The sequence below is a fragment of the Arthrobacter sp. NPDC055138 genome (assembly GCF_053607305.1).
On the sequence record NZ_JBSGTH010000001.1, the window covers coordinates 1,046,605 to 1,061,804 of the forward strand.

A 15,200-nucleotide genomic window follows, 5' to 3' on the forward strand; every position below is an offset into this window, starting at 1 on the left:
TCGACGAACTGAACGTCTCCTGCACCTTCAACGGGCTTCCTTTCCGGGTCCTCGATTCCGCTATGGATGGCGGCCGGCGCCTCTTCAAGCTCTCCTATACCGGTCACAACGCCGACTTTGCCGAGGGCCTGCAACTCGAGAAGGCGGATGCCGGGGTGTACCGGGCCGTCGCGGCCGAGGACGACGTGCAGGATCTGCAGTTCATGCAGAACCGGCTGGCCGGCCTGCCAGGCTCCGGCCGCTGAGCGCCCCGTGCGCGGGGTGAGATACACGGCACACTGTTAGGCGGCAAACCCGCGGGCATTTAGAATAGGAAACTGTGCGCTTATTGCGCAGGAGGATTCCACAAGAAGAAGGACTGCCCGTGTCTAACTCTGCCGAGGCCATCAGCCAGCGTCCCCTCAGGGTGGCTATCATCGGCGCCGGACCAGCCGGCGTCTACGCCGCTGACATCCTCACCAAAGCTGAGCGCGACTTCGAGGTCAGCATCGACCTCTTCGACCGCTATCCCGCCCCGTACGGCCTGATCCGCTACGGCGTGGCGCCGGACCACCCCCGGATCAAGGGCATTGTCAACGCGCTGCACAAGGTGCTGGACCGCGGCGACATCCGCTTCCTGGGCAACGTCGACTACGGCCAGGATCTGACCCTGAGCGACTTCCGGCACTTCTACGACGCCGTCATCTTCGCCACCGGCGCCATCAAGGATGCGGCCCTGGACATTCCGGGCGTTGAGCTGGACGGGTCCTACGGTGCCGCCGAGTTCGTTTCCTGGTACGACGGCCACCCGGATGTGCCGCGCGAGTGGCCGCTGGACGCCAAAGAGATCGCGGTGATCGGCAACGGCAACGTGGCGCTGGACGTGGCCCGTATCCTCTCCAAGCACGCCGAGGACCTGCTCAGCACCGAGATTCCGGACAACGTCTACCAGGGCTTGAAGGGCTCGCCGGTCACCGACGTGCATATCTTCGGCAGGCGCGGCCCCGCCCAGGTGAAGTTCACCCCGCTGGAACTGCGCGAACTCTCGCATTCCCGCGACGTGGACATTGTGCTGTACCCGGAGGACTTCGACTTCGACGAGGGATCCGACGAGGCCATCCGCACCAACAACCAGACCAAGACCATGGTCAACACGCTCACCAACTGGCTGGTGGAGGAACAGGACACCGGTGCCTCACGTCGGCTGCACCTGCACTTCCTGCACACACCGCTGGAGATCGTCGAGGGCACCGGGGACGGCGCCGGCCATGTTGCCGCGATCAAGTTCGAGCGCAACGAACTGGACGGCACCGGCAATGTCCGCGGCACCGGCGAAATCGTCGAGTACCCGGTCCAGGCCGTCTACCGGGCCATCGGCTACTTCGGCTCCGAACTGCCCGAGGTCGGCTTCGATGCCCGCCGCGGCGTGATCCCCAACGAGGGCGGGCGCGTGATCGACGAGGGCGGAAGCCCCGTCCCCGGCATCTACGCCACGGGCTGGATCAAGCGCGGCCCCGTTGGCCTGATCGGTCACACCAAGGGCGATGCGCTGGAGACCATCGGCTTCCTGCTCGAGGACCGGCTGGACCTGCCGGCCGCCGAAGAACCTGACGAGGACGCCATCATCAAGCTGCTCGAAGAGCGCGGCGTTGCGTACACGACCTGGGAAGGCTGGCTGAAGCTGGACGCCCATGAGCGGGAGCTCGGCGCCTCCTTCGTGGCGGACAACAACGACGACGGTGCTCCCGCCGTCGAGCGCGAGCGCGTCAAGGTGGTCCCGCGCGAAGACATGATCAAGATTTCGCAGCACTGAGGCAAGCTGGCCGGGCCGTCGATGGTCGATGGAGGCGCGCCAGCGCCGAGTGCGGTGGTCGATGGAGGCGCGCCAGCGCCGAGTAGAGACCCCGAACGGCGTGCCGGTGGCGGAGTCCTAACCCTTGACGTAGAAGCGCAGCACGTCTCCGCCGGGCAGTTCCACCCGGACCTTGCCGTTGCCGGCCAGACTGAGGCGCGCTCCGGGGTAGGTGGAACGCAGGCTGTTGAGCAGCGTTTGATACGGATCCGCGGGCGGAAGTTCCGTCCCGGATTGAATTTCCGCGGCCTGGCGGTTGAGTAGGGCCCGGAACCGCCCTCCGAACCGCTGCAATCGAGACTGTGCTGGGACCACCATCGCCTTGTTGCCCGCTTCCTTGCTCGCTTCACTGCCGGCGGCCGGCCGGTCCGATTCCCCTGGGTCGGCCCTTTCACCAAGTATGGGAGGCGCGGGCCGTAAATGCGCGAGGTGTTCCGGCAAGTCGCGGAAGAGCCTGTGATTCGCGCGTTCCGGCGCGCACGCAAACCCAGCGGCTAAGCTGAGACCCGGCCGGATACGACCGCTCGCGGAGCGAAACCGATCGGCGTCGTACCAGCACAGGTCCGAGCAGCAGGAGGAAGCGCACCGCATGGCCAGACCGCAGAACCCGCAGCGCAAGCCCCAGCTGCTCGAAGACATCCTGGACTACCTGCAGGACAAGAACCTGGCCGAGCTGTCCTTCCGCCCGCTGGCCGAAGCCCTGGGCATCAGCAGCTACATGCTGGTCTACCATTTCGGGCACCGCGAACAGCTGCTCGAGGAGATTGTGCACCGGGTCCAGGAGCAGCTCTCGGCGCCATCGCCTGAGCAGTTGGCGGGCCTGGACGCCCCTGCACTGCGCCAGCAGTTGCTGCAGATTTGGGAATGTTCACAGACTCCGCAGAGCCGCGTGCTCCAGCGGCTGGGATTCGAGGCGGCCATCCAGCGGGCGGCCGCCGCACAGTCCGCGCCGGACGGATCCGCACTCCGGGCGGCGGGTTTTTCCCTGTGGCGCGAAGCCGCTGCAGGCTGGCTCAGCGCACGCGGGGCAGACGAGCAGACATCGGCAGCCGAGGGAACGCTCTTCGCCGCCGGACTGTGCGGCTTGTGGTTCGGACAGGTCGCAGCCGCCGAGCCGCCGGAAGGGGCCAAAGCAGCGTTCCACTTGTTGCTGGAGCGCCTCCTGCAGGCAGCCCCCTGACGCCCTCGGCAAGTGAAGCGGCGCGCCGACCACCGCAAAAGGCGCCGCAGCGGCAGAAGCCGGGCTCCGCCGTCGTGGTTTGGTACAGGCTCGCATAGTCTGGGGGAGTGACCAACGAAAAGCCGCTCAGTGAAGATCAGACCCAACGGATTGTTGGCATCGCCATGGATTTGGCCCGCGAAGGCAAAACCGGCGAGCTGGCTGAGTTCCTCGACCACGGCCTGCCCGTGGATGCGCTGGACCCGGACCGCAACACCTTGTTGATGCTGGCTGCCTACCATGGGCAGGAAGAGACCCTGAATATGCTGCTGGCCCGGGGTGCCAACCCGGACATCCGCAACGTCCGTGACCAGTCCCCGATTGCCGGTGCCCTCTTCAAGGGTGAGGACGCGGTCGTGGCCAAGCTGCTGGCGGCCGGCGCGGACGTGGATGCCGGCACGCCGTCCGCGCGGGATGCGGCCAAGATGTTCGGCCGCGAGCACCTGCTGGAGAAGTAGGCATCGGCTCCTAACAACGAAAAACTGCCCGGGTCCGCCGCAATGGCTGGTCCCGGGCAGTTTTATGCCGTCAGGCGAGGGGCATTACGCCGAGTCGGTGTTCACGTCCGTCGCGGAGAGCTTGCCGGCCTGAAGGGCCTCGATGGCCTTGCGCACGCCCTCGCCGTAGGCCGGGTCGGCCTTGGTGCAGTTGGCGATGTGGCGCTCGATGGTGGCTTCGGATGCCCCGTCGATGGCGCGGGCGGTGTTCTCGAACAGCACCTGGCGCTGCTCGGCGGTCATCTTCTCGCGGAAGAGGATGCCGGGCTGCTCGAAGTAGTTGTCGTCGTCCTCGCGGAAGTTGAACCGGTCGGCCACGGCTCCCACGGCCTGGGCCGGGTCGCGGTACGCCGGCTGTTCCTGCCAGCGTCCGTAGCCGTTGGGCTCGATGCCCGGGGTTGCGCCCTGGTTGCCGTCCACGCGCATGGAGCCGTCACGGTGGAAGGAGTTCACCAGGCCTGCGCCGCGCGGGTAGTTCACCGGGATCTGGTGGTGGTTGACACCCAGACGGTAGCGCTGCGCATCACCGTAGGAGAACAGGCGGCCCTGCAGCATGCGGTCCGGGGAGAAGCTGATGCCCGGCACCACGTTGGCCGGGGTGAAGGCAGCCTGCTCCACGTCGGCGAAGTAGTTCTCCGGGTTACGGTTCAGCTCCCACTCGCCAACCTCGATCAGCGGGTAGTCCTTCTTGGACCAGACCTTGGTCAGGTCGAACGGGTGGTACTTGTAAGTCTCAGCGTCGGCCTCGGGCATGATCTGGACCATGAGCTTCCACTTCGGGAAGTCGCCCTTGTCGATCGAGTCGAGCAGGTCGCGCTGGTGCGACTCGCGGTCTTCGCCGACCAGAGCAGCGGCGTCGGCATCGGTGAGGTTCTTGATGCCCTGCTGCGTGCGGTGGTGGAACTTCACCCAGAAACGCTCGCCGGCGTCGTTGATGAAGCTGTAGGTGTGCGATCCGAAGCCGTGCATGTGGCGGTAGGACGCCGGGATGCCGCGGTCGGACATGACGATGGTGACCTGGTGCAGGGCCTCCGGCAGGTTGGTCCAGAAGTCCCAGTTGTTCTCGGCGCTGCGCAGGTTGGTGCGCGGGTCACGCTTCACCGCGTGGTTGAGGTCGGGGAACTTCAGCGGGTCGCGGAAGAAGAACACCGGGGTGTTGTTGCCCACCAGGTCCCAGTTGCCCTCTTCGGTGTAGAACTTCACCGAGAAGCCGCGGATGTCACGCTCGGCGTCGGCTGCGCCGCGCTCGCCGGCAACGGTGGAGAAACGGGCGAACAGTTCGGTCTTCTTGCCGACCTCGGAGAAGATCTTGGCCTTGGTGTACTTGGTGATGTCGTTGGTCACCGTGAAGGTACCGAACGCACCGGAGCCCTTGGCATGCATGCGGCGCTCGGGGATGACCTCGCGGTCGAAGTGCGCCATCTTCTCCAGGAACCAGACGTCCTGCAGCAGCATCGGGCCGCGGGGACCAGCGGTCAGGCTGTCCTGGTTGTCCGCTACGGGCGCGCCCGCAACGGTTGTCAACGGCTTGGTGTTATCAGCCATTTATGTATCGCTCCTTGTCGGATCTTCCAATTGAAGGTCTTTCGTGGCACTGCAGGCGGGACAGATGCCCCAGAACGTTACCTCGGCTTCGTCAATCGAGAAGCCGTGGTTATCGCCCACCGTGAGGCACGGTGCCTCGCCTACGGTGCAGTCGATGTCGGCAATGTCGCCGCACCGCCGGCACACCACGTGGTGGTGGTTGTCGCCAACCCGGGCCTCGTAGCGCGCCGGGGAGCCCGACGGCTCGATCCGGCGCAGCAACCGGGCATCGGTCAACGCGGCAAGCACGTCGTACACGGCCTGCTTCGAAACCCCGCCCAGCTCGTCCCGCACCATGCCGGTGATGGCATCGGCGTCGGCATGCGGGTGCGCGCGGACTGCTTCCAGCACCGCGGTCCGCGGACGGGTGACGCGCAGCGAAGCCTCGCGCAACATGTCCTCGGGTTCCCTCATATCGACCATGACAGCCATTCTGACAGCTTTTCTGGACTCAGTCCAGAATATGTTCTGGAACGAGTCCAGACTAGTCGGTGAACTGCAGGTGTCGAACAAGCACGACGGCGGTGTCTTGCCTCGGTCTGTCGGCCCGCCCTGGTGGCGGCGTGACTGTTGCGTCGGAGAGTGCTGCCTCCGGGACGCTACGTTCCGCGACTCCGCGCTCCGGGACGCCACGCTCCGCGACGCCGCGTCAGGGACGCCACGCTCCGCGCCTGCGCCCCGCCGGCCGAGGAAAGGTGCCGCGGGCAACTAGAATTTCCGCCATGCCCAAACTGTTCGCCGACACGGCGCCGCTGACGGAGAGCCCGGAATTCCGCCGGTTGTGGATCGGCACGTCGCTCTCTGCGATCGGCGCACAGTTGACCGCCGTGGCGGTGAGCCTGGAGGTTTATCAGCTCACCGGATCGACGTGGGCGGTGGGCGCGGTCGGCGTCGTCGGCTTGATTCCGCTGGTGCTGGCGGGGCTCTACGGCGGCTCGGTGGTGGACGCCCACGACCGCCGGAAGGTAGCACTCTATTCCGGTCTGGTGCTCTGGGCCTGCACCGCGGTGTTTGCCCTGCAGGCGTGGTTCCAGCTGGAACAGGTGTGGTTGTTGTATCTGGTGATTGCGGTGCACTCGGCGGCGGCCGGGATCAACCAGCCGGCTCGCAGTGCGATTGTGCCGCGGCTGGTGCGGCGGGAGATGTTGCCGGCCGCCAATGCGCTGACCATGATGACGTTCGGTCTGGGCATGACCATCGGGCCGCTGGCCGCGGGCGTGCTGGTGGCCAATGTGGGCTTCGGCTGGACCTATACGTTGGACGTTCTGACATTCACGGCGGCCATTTGGGCGGTGCTCAAGCTGCCGCCGATCCCGCCCGAGGGGGACGTACGCAAGGCCGGCCTGCAATCAGTGGTGGAAGGACTGCAGTTCCTGCGTACCCGTCCGAACATCCGGATGACGTTCCTGGTGGACCTGGCCGCGATGGTGCTGGCCCAGCCGCGTGCGCTGATGCCGGCCATCGGAGCGGTAATCATCGGTGGCGGCGAGGCGACCGCGGGCATCCTGCTGGCCGCGGTGGCAGCCGGGTCGTTCTTCGCGGCGGTGTTCTCCGGGCCGTTGGGAGGCGTCCGGAGGCAAGGGCTGGCGGTGCTGTGGTGCGTGGTGGTCTGGGGGATCGCCGTTGCCGGGTTCGGCGCCGTCGTCGTGATGGCGGGCCGTGCCGACGCCGCGGCTGCCGGCGATGTCAGTGAGTGGCTGCTGCCCGCGGTCCTCTGCCTTGCCGTTGCCGGTGGCGCGGACACGGTCAGCGGCGTCTTCCGCAACACCATCCTGCAATCGGCCACGCCCGACGCCATGCGCGGACGGTTGCAGGGCATCTTTATTGTGGTGGTGGCCGGCGGCCCGCGGCTGGGCGATGCCGTCGCCGGCGGAGGCGGCGAATGGCTGGGCGAGGGTTTCGCAGCCGTGGCCGGCGGTATCGCCTGCGTCTGCCTGGTCGGGCTGCTGCACCGGTTGCAGCCCAGATTCGCCCGCTACGACGACAGGCACCCGGAGCCATAGCTGCCGCCGGGACGCTGGGAACCTGCCGCCGGAATCCGGCGTTGGACTAAGTGTGCGGTAGATACACTGAAACCGGACATGCTGCGCCCGCAGCGGCAGAGGGCCGCATCGGCGCGGGAGAGGACTTACAGGCTGTGCACAACCACTTCAACGGACTGAAAACGGCAGGATTGCTGGGCGGTCTCTTCGCCCTGCTGCTGGCGATCGGCGCGCTGTTAGCCAGCGGGACCGGCAGCGCCAACTGGATCTGGATCATGGCCCTGATCGGCGTGGCCACGACGGCCTACAGCTACTGGAACAGCGACAAGCTGGCCATCCGCAGCATGCAGGCCTACCCGGTCACCGAAGCGGATCAGCCCGGAATGTACCGAATCGTCCGCGAACTATCCACGCGGGCCAACCAGCCGATGCCCCGGCTCTACGTTTCCCCGACCATGGCTCCGAACGCCTTCGCGACCGGGCGCAACCCGAAGAACTCGGCGGTCTGCTGCACCGAGGGCATCCTGCGCCTGCTGGACGAGCGCGAACTGCGCGGCGTGCTGGGCCATGAACTGATGCACGTTTACAACCGGGACATCCTGACCTCCTCCGTCGCGGCGGCCGTGGCGGGTGTCATCACCTCGGTGGCCCAGTTCATGCTGTTCTTCGGCGGCCGCGACCGCAACGCCAACCCGCTCGCCCTGATCGCCATGTCCCTGCTGGCCCCGATCGCGGCCATGCTGATCCAGATGGCAGTCAGCCGCACCCGCGAATACGACGCGGACGAGGACGGCGCCACTCTGACCGACGACCCGCTGGCGCTCGCTTCCGCGCTGCGCAAGCTGCAATACGGCACACAGCAGGCGCCGCTGCCGCAGGACCAGAAGCTGGTCAACACCAGCCACCTGATGATTGCCAACCCGTTCAAGGGCGGCGGCGTCAAGAAGATGTTCAGCACCCACCCGCCGATGGACGACCGCGTGGCGCGGCTGGAACGGATGGCCGGACGGCCGCTGGGCTACTGAGGCCCGCATGCGACTGCTGCTGATCCGGCACGGGCAGACACCCTCCAACGTCCGCGGGCTGCTCGATACTGGTGCGCCCGGTGCCGAACTGACCCAGTTGGGCGAGGAGCAGGCCCGTGCTCTGCCGACGGCGCTCGACGGCGAACCGATCGACGCGCTCCTGGTCTCCACGCTCGTCCGCACCCAGCTCACCGCCTCCCCGCTGGCCGCCGCCCGCAAGCTTGAGACCGATGTCCACGACGGACTGCGCGAAATCTCGGCCGGCGAGCTGGAAATGCGAGGCGACCGCGACGCCATCATTGCCTACATGACCACGGTCTTTGCTTGGGCATCGGGCGACCTGGACCGGCGGATGCCCGGTGGCCCGGACGGGCACGAAACATTCGGCCGCTTCGATGCCGTCATCGACGAGGCCCGCGCCGCCGGCATCGGCACCCTAGCCGTGGTCAGCCACGGAGCGATGATCCGCAGCTGGGCCGGCGCGCGGGCCTCAAACCTTACGATCCCGTTCGTGGCACAGAACCAGTTGAGCAACACCGGGGTGGTGGTCCTCGACGGCGGCACGGACGGCTGGGAGGCGCTCACCTGGATGGGCCAAGCCGTGGGCGGGCCCGAACTGGCCGCCCCGCTCGCCGACGGTCCCACCGCCGATCCGATCAATCCGGCCCGCATCCCCACTGATTCCCGGGACTGACGACGGGCTTTTCGCTGCCCGGGCCTTCCTCGGCTGAGGAGCCTCGCCGGCGGGCCGAGGAGCCTGGCCGGCGGGCTGAGGAGCCTCGCCAGCGGCTGTGGCCCGTTTCCGCCCACATGTCACAGTTCAGCACTGGGCGGTGTCCTATGTTGTAACCACAAAACAAGGGAGCTCGCGGTGACTATACGTCAACGGATCGTCGTTATTGGGGCAGGTTATGCCGGAGTCATGGCCGCGAACCGGCTGGCCGGCAGCAAGGAACTCACCGGCCAGATCGGCGTGACCGTGATCAACCCGGCGGCGGCTTTCGTGGAGCGGATCCGGTTGCACCAGGTGGCGGCGGGTAGCCGGGAGTCAGCCTCCGTTCCGATGGAATCGGTGCTGCACCCGGCCGCCACGCTGGTGGCCGGCCAGGCCTCGCGGATCGATCCGCGCGCACACACCGTCCAGTTCGACGACGGCCGCGCCCCGCTGCCCTATGACTTCCTGGTTTATGCTCCCGGCAGCGCCAGCCAGCCCGCACCCTCGGGATCCGTCGGCTACGCACTGCAGGACGCCGAGTCTGCCGAGCGTCTTCGCCCGGCATTGGAGGAGTTGGCGCCGGGCGCCGTCGTCAGCGTGATCGGCGGTGGCCTGACCGGCATTGAGGCAGCGGCTGAAATTGCCGAGGCGCATCCGCGGCTGACGGTGCGGCTGGTCTCGCGTAGTCCGGTGGGGGAGGACCTTTCCGACGGCGGCCGCCGCGCCTTGCTCGCCCAACTCCAATGCCTCGGGGTGCAGGTCATGGAGGGGGAGCGCGTGGACCGGTCGGACGGACAGCACATCAAGCTGTCGGACGGCACCTCCCTGGCCTCCGACTGCACAGTCTGGGCGGCCGGCTTCACCGCTCCCGGCCTCGCCCGGGCCAGTGGGCTGGCTACCGACGCCGAGGGCAGGCTGCTCGTTGATTCAACCCTGGCCTGCCCGGAGTTCCCGGAAATCTTCGGCGCCGGCGACGCCGTCCACGTCCCTGACACGGTTGCCTCGCACCTGCGGATGAGCTGTGCGATCGCCATGCCCATGGGTGCCCATGCCGCCGACAACGTCGTCGCCCGGATCCAGCAGCGGAGTCCTCAGGAGTTGTCGGCCGGGTTCATGCTGCGCTGCATCAGCCTGGGCCGCAGGTCCGGGCTGGTCCAGCCAGTGCAGGCGGACGATGCCCCGCGTCGTTTCGTCTTGAGCCGGCGGGCGGGGGCACTGGTCAAGGAGCAGATCTGCCGGATGACGTTGTCGTGGATCAGGGGAGAGCGGCGGCGCAGCGGCTCGTACAGCTGGCCGCGCGGCCCGAGGTCCGTCAGGGCCGCACAGTAGCAGCGGCAGGGACGACCCAGCCAAAGTACGACGACGGTCGCGCACCTGGGGCGCGCGACCGTCGTCGTACTTAGATCAGCGGTAGTTGATGAACTGAAGGTCGACTTCCAAGTCAGAGCCCTTAAGCAGGGAAATGACTTCCTGCAGATCGTCCCGGGACTTGGACGTGACGCGCAGTTCGTCGCCCTGGATCTGGGCCTTCACGGCCTTGGGGCCCTCTTCGCGGATGATCTTCGAGATCTTCTTAGCCTGGTCCTGGGCGATGCCCTCCTTGATGCCGGCCTCGATCCGGTACTCCTTGCCCGAGGCGAACGGCTCGCCCGCATCCAGCGACTTCAGCGAGATGCCGCGCTTGACCAGCTTGGACTGCAGCACGTCCAGGACGGCCTTCACCCGCTCCTCGGAGTTTGCCTTCATCAGGATCTTCTCGCCGCTGAAGTCGACTTCGGCGCCGACTCCCTTGAAGTCATAGCGCTGCGCAATTTCCTTCTGCGCCTGGTTCAAAGCGTTGGCAACTTCCTGCTTGTCCACCTTGCTGACAATGTCGAACGAAGACTCGCTGGCCATGGTTCCTCCTGGGTCGGGGCGTTTGTGCTTGGCACCAGCCTACTGAATCGGGTAGCTGCGGCGCAGATTTCCCAGCTTCCACGCAGCTTTCGTCCATCGTTCCTTCATCCGGATCCGCCAGAATCACTGTGTTGTATCCATCACCGATCCTCAGGAGAAGCGCACATGGGAGCCCGCCCGCGGTACATAGTCACGTCGATCAGAGTTGCCGCGGGTTCGTTCCTGACGGCCACCGCCGTCGCCACGGTGGTTGTGATGGGCTCCGCGCCGGCCACGGCGGCCACCGCCTCCCTCTCATCGGTTCAGCCCCCGGTCAGGGCCGTTGGGGCTGTTCCCTTGCTTCCGCGGGAATTGGAAGACTTGGAGCGGCACCCGGGGCAAGGACTGACGGACAACACGAGGGGCGTCGACGGCTCGGGCGGCGACCGCCTCAGTGCGGGCGATGCGTCCGCCGAAGCAAGCAAACTCCCCGGCGCCGAGTCGGCGGCCCGGTTGGACGGCATCCGGCAGGAAATGGATCAGGCCGTGCAGTTGAAGTTGGTCAGCGCGGACCAAGCCGACCGCTTTGTGAACCAGATCCAGGAGCGGATTCTGCGCGGTTTGTAGCGGCCGAGGACGCCGATTCGATTCTTGGGCCGATCTTTGTGTAAAGTTGTCTTGCTTCCTCACGGGGAAGCGGTCTTCTTCTGAAGAAGGCGTTCGGCAGATTACCCGAGCGGCCAAAGGGGGCTGACTGTAAATCAGCTGGCATTGCCTACGGGGGTTCGAATCCCTCATCTGCCACCGAACGGGAAACCCCGTCTGACCAAGTGACTTACTGGTCGGACGGGGTTTTTCCGTACTAGCCGGTTTCGCCGGCCGCCGCTGGTTCTCCCTGCGACAACGGCCCCGGGACCGGCGTCGATAGACTTGACCGCGGATGTTACCGGCGGCGACTGGCCGCCAGAACGAGGAGTTCTCTTGCGACAATTCACCGCCCGCTTCGCAACGCCGGAGGAAATCGAGGCCTGGGACAGCCATGTCACGGCGAACCCCAACGGCGGCAACATGCTGCAGGCCAAGGCCTACGCCGCGGTGAAAGCGGAGCACGGGTGGAAGCCGCTGTACCTCGCGTATGAAACCGCCGACTACACCAGCTTCAACCTGGTGCTGGAAAAGCAGGTTCCGCTGCTGGGCAAGTACTGGTACATGATCAAGGGCCCGGACGTTGCGTCCCCCGATGACCTGCCCGGTATTTTCGAAGCGAACCGGCGCTTCTGCCAAGAGCAGGCGCGCGGCGTCTTCGCGATCCGGATCGAGCCCGACGTCGAGGCAACGGATGACACGCGAGCCCTGCTGGCACGCGAAGGCCTGCTCAAGATGCCGGACCTGCAGCCGAACGATCACACCGCCATCGTGGACATTGCCCCGGACCCGGAGGTGGTGCTCAAGAGCTTCTCCTCCCGCGGCCGCAACGCCGTGCGCCGGGCGATCCGCGAAGGCGCCGAAGTGGTCACGGCCGAGCCGACGGAGGAGAACTTCCGGGCCATGTTCAACCTGATGGGGCAGGTGCAGCAGGGCCAGAAGAATGTGCAGGTCCGCTCCTTCGAATATTTCAAGGCGTTCTGGGGCAACTTCATTGCCGCCGGACAGGGCAGGCTGCTGTTCACCTACGAAGACGGCAAGCCGTCCGTGGGCGCGTTTGTGGTCAATTACGGGCGCAAGGGCACCTACAAGGACGGGGGATCGCTGCCGCGACGCAAGCAGTACGGCGATTCACACCTGATCCAGTGGACCGCGATGAACCAACTCAAGGAGCTGGGCATCACCAGTTACGACCTGTGCGGAACTCCGCCGGCGTCCGAACTTAAGAACCCCGAGCATGAGTACTACGGCCTGGGGCTGTTCAAGACCAGCTTCACCAAGACCATCACCGACTTTGTTGGCTGCTATGACCAGGTGATCTCCCCGCTTAAGTACAAGCTCTGGTCGGCTGCGGGGGAGAAGATCGCCCGCGGACTCTACGTGCGCGGCCGCCACCAGCCGTTCTACTGAGCCGCTCGCTGCCCACGTCGGCGAGGCGGGGCCCATCCACCCCGACCTCACGCTGCCTCTGACAGCGGCAGCGGATGGATGTCCCAGAGGAAGCAGTATGTGCTGGGCCCGGAGTTGTGCATGACGTTGTAGTACAACCATTGCCACCCTGTTGCGTCGTTATGGTCGGCCGGAGCCGGTGGGCAGTCGGCCGGCGTGTACCACTTTCCGTCGCTCCAGATGTAGTGCAGGTCGCCCACATACGTGGCCGCCGGGCCGGCGCCGGGCTTGCCGTGGGGCAGGCCGATCCTGTCCTTGAGCGAGGCGCCATCGCCCACGGCATACAGCTCGTTCGTCGACGGATCATTGACGAACGGGAGCTTGTCGTTCAGCTCGTCCATCAAACCGATGCTCTGGGAGATGGCGGCGTCGAGCTCCAGCCCTTCGGTGACAATCAGGACGGTGCAGCGGTTCATGGCGTTCCCTCCGGTAGCGGTGTCTGGTGGAATCGACCTTAGGTAGCCGGCCCCGTTCGTCGGAAGGCGCGAACGCAGGTTGTGGATAACAGGAGGGGAGCGCTCCATGCCCGGCGGGCCGCCATGCCCATCCTGCAGCTGTGGCCCGCCGCCGAGCCCAGCCGGCCTCCGCGCCACGCCGGAGGCTCATGCGCTGAGCGAACACGGGGCGACAGCCGGAAGTCCGGCGCGTAGCGTGGGGGGATGGCAACCATCGATATCACCGAGGCCCAGTTCCCGCAGACCATTGAAGAGAACGACATTGTCTTCGTTGACTTCTGGGCCGACTGGTGCGGCCCCTGCAAGCAATTCGCCCCCGTCTACGACGCCGCTTCCGAGCAACACGGCGACATCGTCTTCGCGAAGGTGGACACCGAAGCCGAGCAGAGCCTCGCGGCAGCCGCCGGAATCACCTCGATCCCGACTCTGATGGCGTTTCGCGAAAAGGTGCTGGTGTTCTCCCAGCCCGGCGCACTGAACTCCAGCCAGTTCACCCAGTTGGTGGACGCGGTCAAGGGACTGGACATGCAGGAAGTCCACGCCCAGGTCGCCGCGCAGCAACAGTCCGCTCAGGACGGCACGGCAACCGAGTAATCACACCGGTCACGAACCTCCCGAGGGAGCAGGGCAACTGCCTTGCTCCCTCGGTGCGTTAACACCTGTTCATTCGGCGCTAACGCCTGCTCGCTCGGTGCGTGACTCGCTCTGCCCTTATCCCGGGGGGTTCAGTGCCGGCGGTGGTCCTGCGGTGACAGTCGCGGGCCGAACGTGGGCTTGCGGAAACCGCTGAGCACCAGCATCCGCACCACCCGTTGACGGTGGCCCTGCCACGGTTCGAGGAGCTCGAGCATGCCGGCGTCGTCCGTCTTGCGCCCAGTAAGGGCGTAGCCCACAAACGCCGCCAAATGGAAGTCGCCCACGGACACGGAGTCCGGGTCGCCGTGCGTGCGCTGCGCGGTTTCCGCCGCCGTCCACGGGCCGATCCCCGGGATGGTGCACAGCTTGCTGGCCAGCTCGGCGCCGGCCGGCAGCGACGCCAAGCGCTCCAAGGCGCCGGCGGAGGAACAGGCGCGGATGATGGTGGCCGAGCGCTTCGAGTCCACCCCGGCGCGGTGCCAGTCCCACGACGGAATGCGCCGCCACCCGTGGGCGGTCGGCGGGACCATGAGCCCGTCCGGTGCCGGTCCGGGCGCGGGCGTCCCGTGCCGCCGGACCAGGTATTTGTACGAGTAGCGCGCCTCGATGGTGGTGATCTTCTGCTCCAGGATGACCGGCACCAGTTCATCGATCATCCGCCCGGTGGCCGGCAGCCGCAGCCCGGGATGCTGACGCCGCGGCATGCTCACCAGCCGCGGCAGGCCCGCGTGGAACGCCGGTTCGTCAAAGCCGGACCAGTCATCGTCGGCACCCAACAGGGCCGGCAGCCCGGCCAGAGCTTCCTCCGCGCCCGGCCCCCAAGCCTGTCCCAGAACGACGGCGGTGCCCCGGCTGCCTGCCTCGGCCGCGCCTTGGGCATCGACTGTGGCTTCGCCTGCCCCGCTGAAGTCGTTGCCCCGGCCGGCGGGGTTCCCGCTGCTGGTTTCGTTTCCCCGCCGCGGCCTGCGGGTGATGCGCAGGGTCGCCCCGCCGGAGGAGGTGTTTAGCGCCAGCCAGGCACCGGCGTCGTCAATCCGGGCGGTGGGATCCTGCTTGCCGCGGGACAGGATGGACAACGTCCCGGGCAGGTCGTAGGGCTCCGGGAACTCCACCTCGCTGGTGAGCCCGGTGGCACCGGACGCAGAGGCAGTGGACAGCATAGATTAATCGTCGCACGCGGGGCGGACAGTTGCGGCCCGGACGGCTCCCCTGGGTTATCCACCCGCTATCCGCAGGCCATCCACCGGCCGCCCGCAGGCCAGTCGCAGGCGCCGGCGTGAACCCGTC

General features: G+C 66.7%; 17 protein-coding genes and 1 tRNA gene. 12 read left to right on the top strand and 6 right to left on the bottom strand.

The window, feature by feature from the left end; all coding sequences use genetic code 11:
* Window positions 1-62: 62 nt before the first annotated feature.
* On the top strand, window positions 63-245 hold the full coding sequence (locus ACWF5H_RS05045) for a hypothetical protein (protein WP_452035235.1): 183 nt from the start codon (window positions 63-65) through the stop codon (window positions 243-245).
* Window positions 246-364: 119 nt separating this feature from the next.
* On the top strand, window positions 365-1,792 hold the full coding sequence (locus tag ACWF5H_RS05050) for an FAD-dependent oxidoreductase (RefSeq protein WP_452035237.1): 1,428 nt from the start codon (window positions 365-367) through the stop codon (window positions 1,790-1,792).
* Between the two features lie 117 nt (window positions 1,793-1,909).
* Here the strand turns inward: ACWF5H_RS05050 and ACWF5H_RS05055 are convergent, their stop codons facing one another.
* Entirely contained in the window at window positions 1,910-2,272 is a 363-nt protein-coding gene (locus tag ACWF5H_RS05055) for a hypothetical protein (RefSeq protein WP_452035239.1), read from the bottom strand.
* A gap of 148 nt (window positions 2,273-2,420) precedes the next feature.
* On the opposite strand from ACWF5H_RS05055, the gene ACWF5H_RS05060 reads away from it, so the two are divergent.
* Together ACWF5H_RS05060 and ACWF5H_RS05065 are read left to right on the top strand one after the other, a co-directional pair.
* A complete protein-coding gene (locus tag ACWF5H_RS05060) occupies window positions 2,421-3,011 on the top strand; it encodes a TetR/AcrR family transcriptional regulator (protein ID WP_452035241.1) in 591 nt (196 codons plus the stop codon).
* 164 nt (window positions 3,012-3,175) lie between these two features.
* Window positions 3,176-3,508 (top strand): ankyrin repeat domain-containing protein, encoded by a 333-nt coding sequence (locus tag ACWF5H_RS05065; RefSeq protein ID WP_452035363.1) that lies wholly within the window; start codon window positions 3,176-3,178, stop codon window positions 3,506-3,508.
* An 84-nt stretch (window positions 3,509-3,592) separates the two neighbouring features.
* On the opposite strand, the gene ACWF5H_RS05070 is transcribed toward ACWF5H_RS05065, so the two are convergent.
* Together ACWF5H_RS05070 and ACWF5H_RS05075 are read right to left on the bottom strand one after the other, a co-directional pair.
* On the bottom strand, window positions 3,593-5,092 hold the full coding sequence (locus tag ACWF5H_RS05070) for a catalase (protein ID WP_452035243.1): 1,500 nt from the start codon (window positions 5,090-5,092) through the stop codon (window positions 3,593-3,595).
* Window positions 5,093-5,554 (bottom strand): Fur family transcriptional regulator, encoded by a 462-nt coding sequence (locus ACWF5H_RS05075; RefSeq protein WP_364644030.1) that lies wholly within the window; start codon window positions 5,552-5,554, stop codon window positions 5,093-5,095.
* A gap of 299 nt (window positions 5,555-5,853) precedes the next feature.
* Here ACWF5H_RS05075 and ACWF5H_RS05080 point away from each other — a divergent pair, with 299 nt between their 5' ends.
* The 4 genes from ACWF5H_RS05080 to ACWF5H_RS05095 all read left to right on the top strand — a co-directional run bounded on the left by ACWF5H_RS05080 (window position 5,854) and on the right by ACWF5H_RS05095 (window position 10,182).
* Window positions 5,854-7,134: an MFS transporter gene (locus ACWF5H_RS05080; protein ID WP_452035245.1), complete on the top strand. Its 1,281-nt coding sequence runs from the start codon at window positions 5,854-5,856 to the stop codon at window positions 7,132-7,134.
* A gap of 134 nt (window positions 7,135-7,268) precedes the next feature.
* Window positions 7,269-8,138, top strand: a complete 870-nt coding sequence (htpX, locus tag ACWF5H_RS05085) for a zinc metalloprotease HtpX (RefSeq protein WP_452035247.1) — start codon at window positions 7,269-7,271, stop codon at window positions 8,136-8,138.
* Window positions 8,139-8,145: 7 nt separating this feature from the next.
* Entirely contained in the window at window positions 8,146-8,832 is a 687-nt protein-coding gene (locus ACWF5H_RS05090; protein WP_452035249.1) for a histidine phosphatase family protein, read from the top strand.
* Window positions 8,833-9,009: 177 nt separating this feature from the next.
* Window positions 9,010-10,182, top strand: a complete 1,173-nt coding sequence (locus ACWF5H_RS05095; RefSeq protein WP_452035251.1) for an NAD(P)/FAD-dependent oxidoreductase — start codon at window positions 9,010-9,012, stop codon at window positions 10,180-10,182.
* Window positions 10,183-10,257: 75 nt separating this feature from the next.
* Here ACWF5H_RS05095 and ACWF5H_RS05100 read toward each other — a convergent pair whose 3' ends face one another.
* The gene (locus tag ACWF5H_RS05100; protein ID WP_364644045.1) at window positions 10,258-10,749 is read right to left on the bottom strand and encodes a YajQ family cyclic di-GMP-binding protein; all 492 of its coding nucleotides are present in this window, start codon (window positions 10,747-10,749) and stop codon (window positions 10,258-10,260) included.
* A gap of 165 nt (window positions 10,750-10,914) precedes the next feature.
* On the opposite strand from ACWF5H_RS05100, the gene ACWF5H_RS05105 reads away from it, so the two are divergent.
* The 3 genes from ACWF5H_RS05105 to ACWF5H_RS05115 all read left to right on the top strand — a co-directional run bounded on the left by ACWF5H_RS05105 (window position 10,915) and on the right by ACWF5H_RS05115 (window position 12,783).
* Window positions 10,915-11,355 (top strand): hypothetical protein, encoded by a 441-nt coding sequence (locus ACWF5H_RS05105; protein ID WP_452035253.1) that lies wholly within the window; start codon window positions 10,915-10,917, stop codon window positions 11,353-11,355.
* A 95-nt stretch (window positions 11,356-11,450) separates the two neighbouring features.
* Window positions 11,451-11,532: transfer RNA gene (locus tag ACWF5H_RS05110), tRNA-Tyr, on the top strand.
* Between the two features lie 177 nt (window positions 11,533-11,709).
* Entirely contained in the window at window positions 11,710-12,783 is a 1,074-nt protein-coding gene (locus ACWF5H_RS05115; protein ID WP_452035255.1) for a lipid II:glycine glycyltransferase FemX, read from the top strand.
* 47 nt (window positions 12,784-12,830) lie between these two features.
* On the opposite strand, the gene ACWF5H_RS05120 is transcribed toward ACWF5H_RS05115, so the two are convergent.
* A complete protein-coding gene (locus tag ACWF5H_RS05120) occupies window positions 12,831-13,238 on the bottom strand; it encodes a hypothetical protein (protein ID WP_452035257.1) in 408 nt (135 codons plus the stop codon).
* A 243-nt stretch (window positions 13,239-13,481) separates the two neighbouring features.
* Between ACWF5H_RS05120 and trxA the strand changes: the two genes are divergently transcribed.
* Entirely contained in the window at window positions 13,482-13,871 is a 390-nt protein-coding gene (gene trxA / locus ACWF5H_RS05125) for a thioredoxin (protein WP_364644056.1), read from the top strand.
* 131 nt (window positions 13,872-14,002) lie between these two features.
* Here trxA and ACWF5H_RS05130 read toward each other — a convergent pair whose 3' ends face one another.
* A complete protein-coding gene (locus tag ACWF5H_RS05130) occupies window positions 14,003-15,073 on the bottom strand; it encodes a DNA-3-methyladenine glycosylase family protein (RefSeq protein WP_452035259.1) in 1,071 nt (356 codons plus the stop codon).
* Window positions 15,074-15,200 lie beyond the last annotated feature (127 nt).

Bases quoted from the DNA above. Each gene is read 5' to 3' on its own strand.
- ACWF5H_RS05045 (WP_452035235.1), top strand. From the start codon at position 63: ATGGATGGCGGCCGGCGCCTCTTCAAGCTCTCCTATACCGGTCACAAC.
- ACWF5H_RS05060 (WP_452035241.1), top strand. From the start codon at position 2,421: ATGGCCAGACCGCAGAACCCGCAGCGCAAGCCCCAGCTGCTCGAAGAC.
- ACWF5H_RS05065 (WP_452035363.1), top strand. From the start codon at position 3,176: ATGGATTTGGCCCGCGAAGGCAAAACCGGCGAGCTGGCTGAGTTCCTC.
- ACWF5H_RS05070 (WP_452035243.1), bottom strand. From the start codon at position 5,092: ATGGCTGATAACACCAAGCCGTTGACAACCGTTGCGGGCGCGCCCGTA.
- ACWF5H_RS05075 (WP_364644030.1), bottom strand. From the start codon at position 5,554: ATGGTCGATATGAGGGAACCCGAGGACATGTTGCGCGAGGCTTCGCTG.
- ACWF5H_RS05080 (WP_452035245.1), top strand. From the start codon at position 5,854: ATGCCCAAACTGTTCGCCGACACGGCGCCGCTGACGGAGAGCCCGGAA.
- ACWF5H_RS05090 (WP_452035249.1), top strand. From the start codon at position 8,146: ATGCGACTGCTGCTGATCCGGCACGGGCAGACACCCTCCAACGTCCGC.
- ACWF5H_RS05100 (WP_364644045.1), bottom strand. From the start codon at position 10,749: ATGGCCAGCGAGTCTTCGTTCGACATTGTCAGCAAGGTGGACAAGCAG.
- ACWF5H_RS05105 (WP_452035253.1), top strand. From the start codon at position 10,915: ATGGGAGCCCGCCCGCGGTACATAGTCACGTCGATCAGAGTTGCCGCG.
- ACWF5H_RS05120 (WP_452035257.1), bottom strand. From the start codon at position 13,238: ATGAACCGCTGCACCGTCCTGATTGTCACCGAAGGGCTGGAGCTCGAC.
- trxA (WP_364644056.1), top strand. From the start codon at position 13,482: ATGGCAACCATCGATATCACCGAGGCCCAGTTCCCGCAGACCATTGAA.
- ACWF5H_RS05130 (WP_452035259.1), bottom strand. From the start codon at position 15,073: ATGCTGTCCACTGCCTCTGCGTCCGGTGCCACCGGGCTCACCAGCGAG.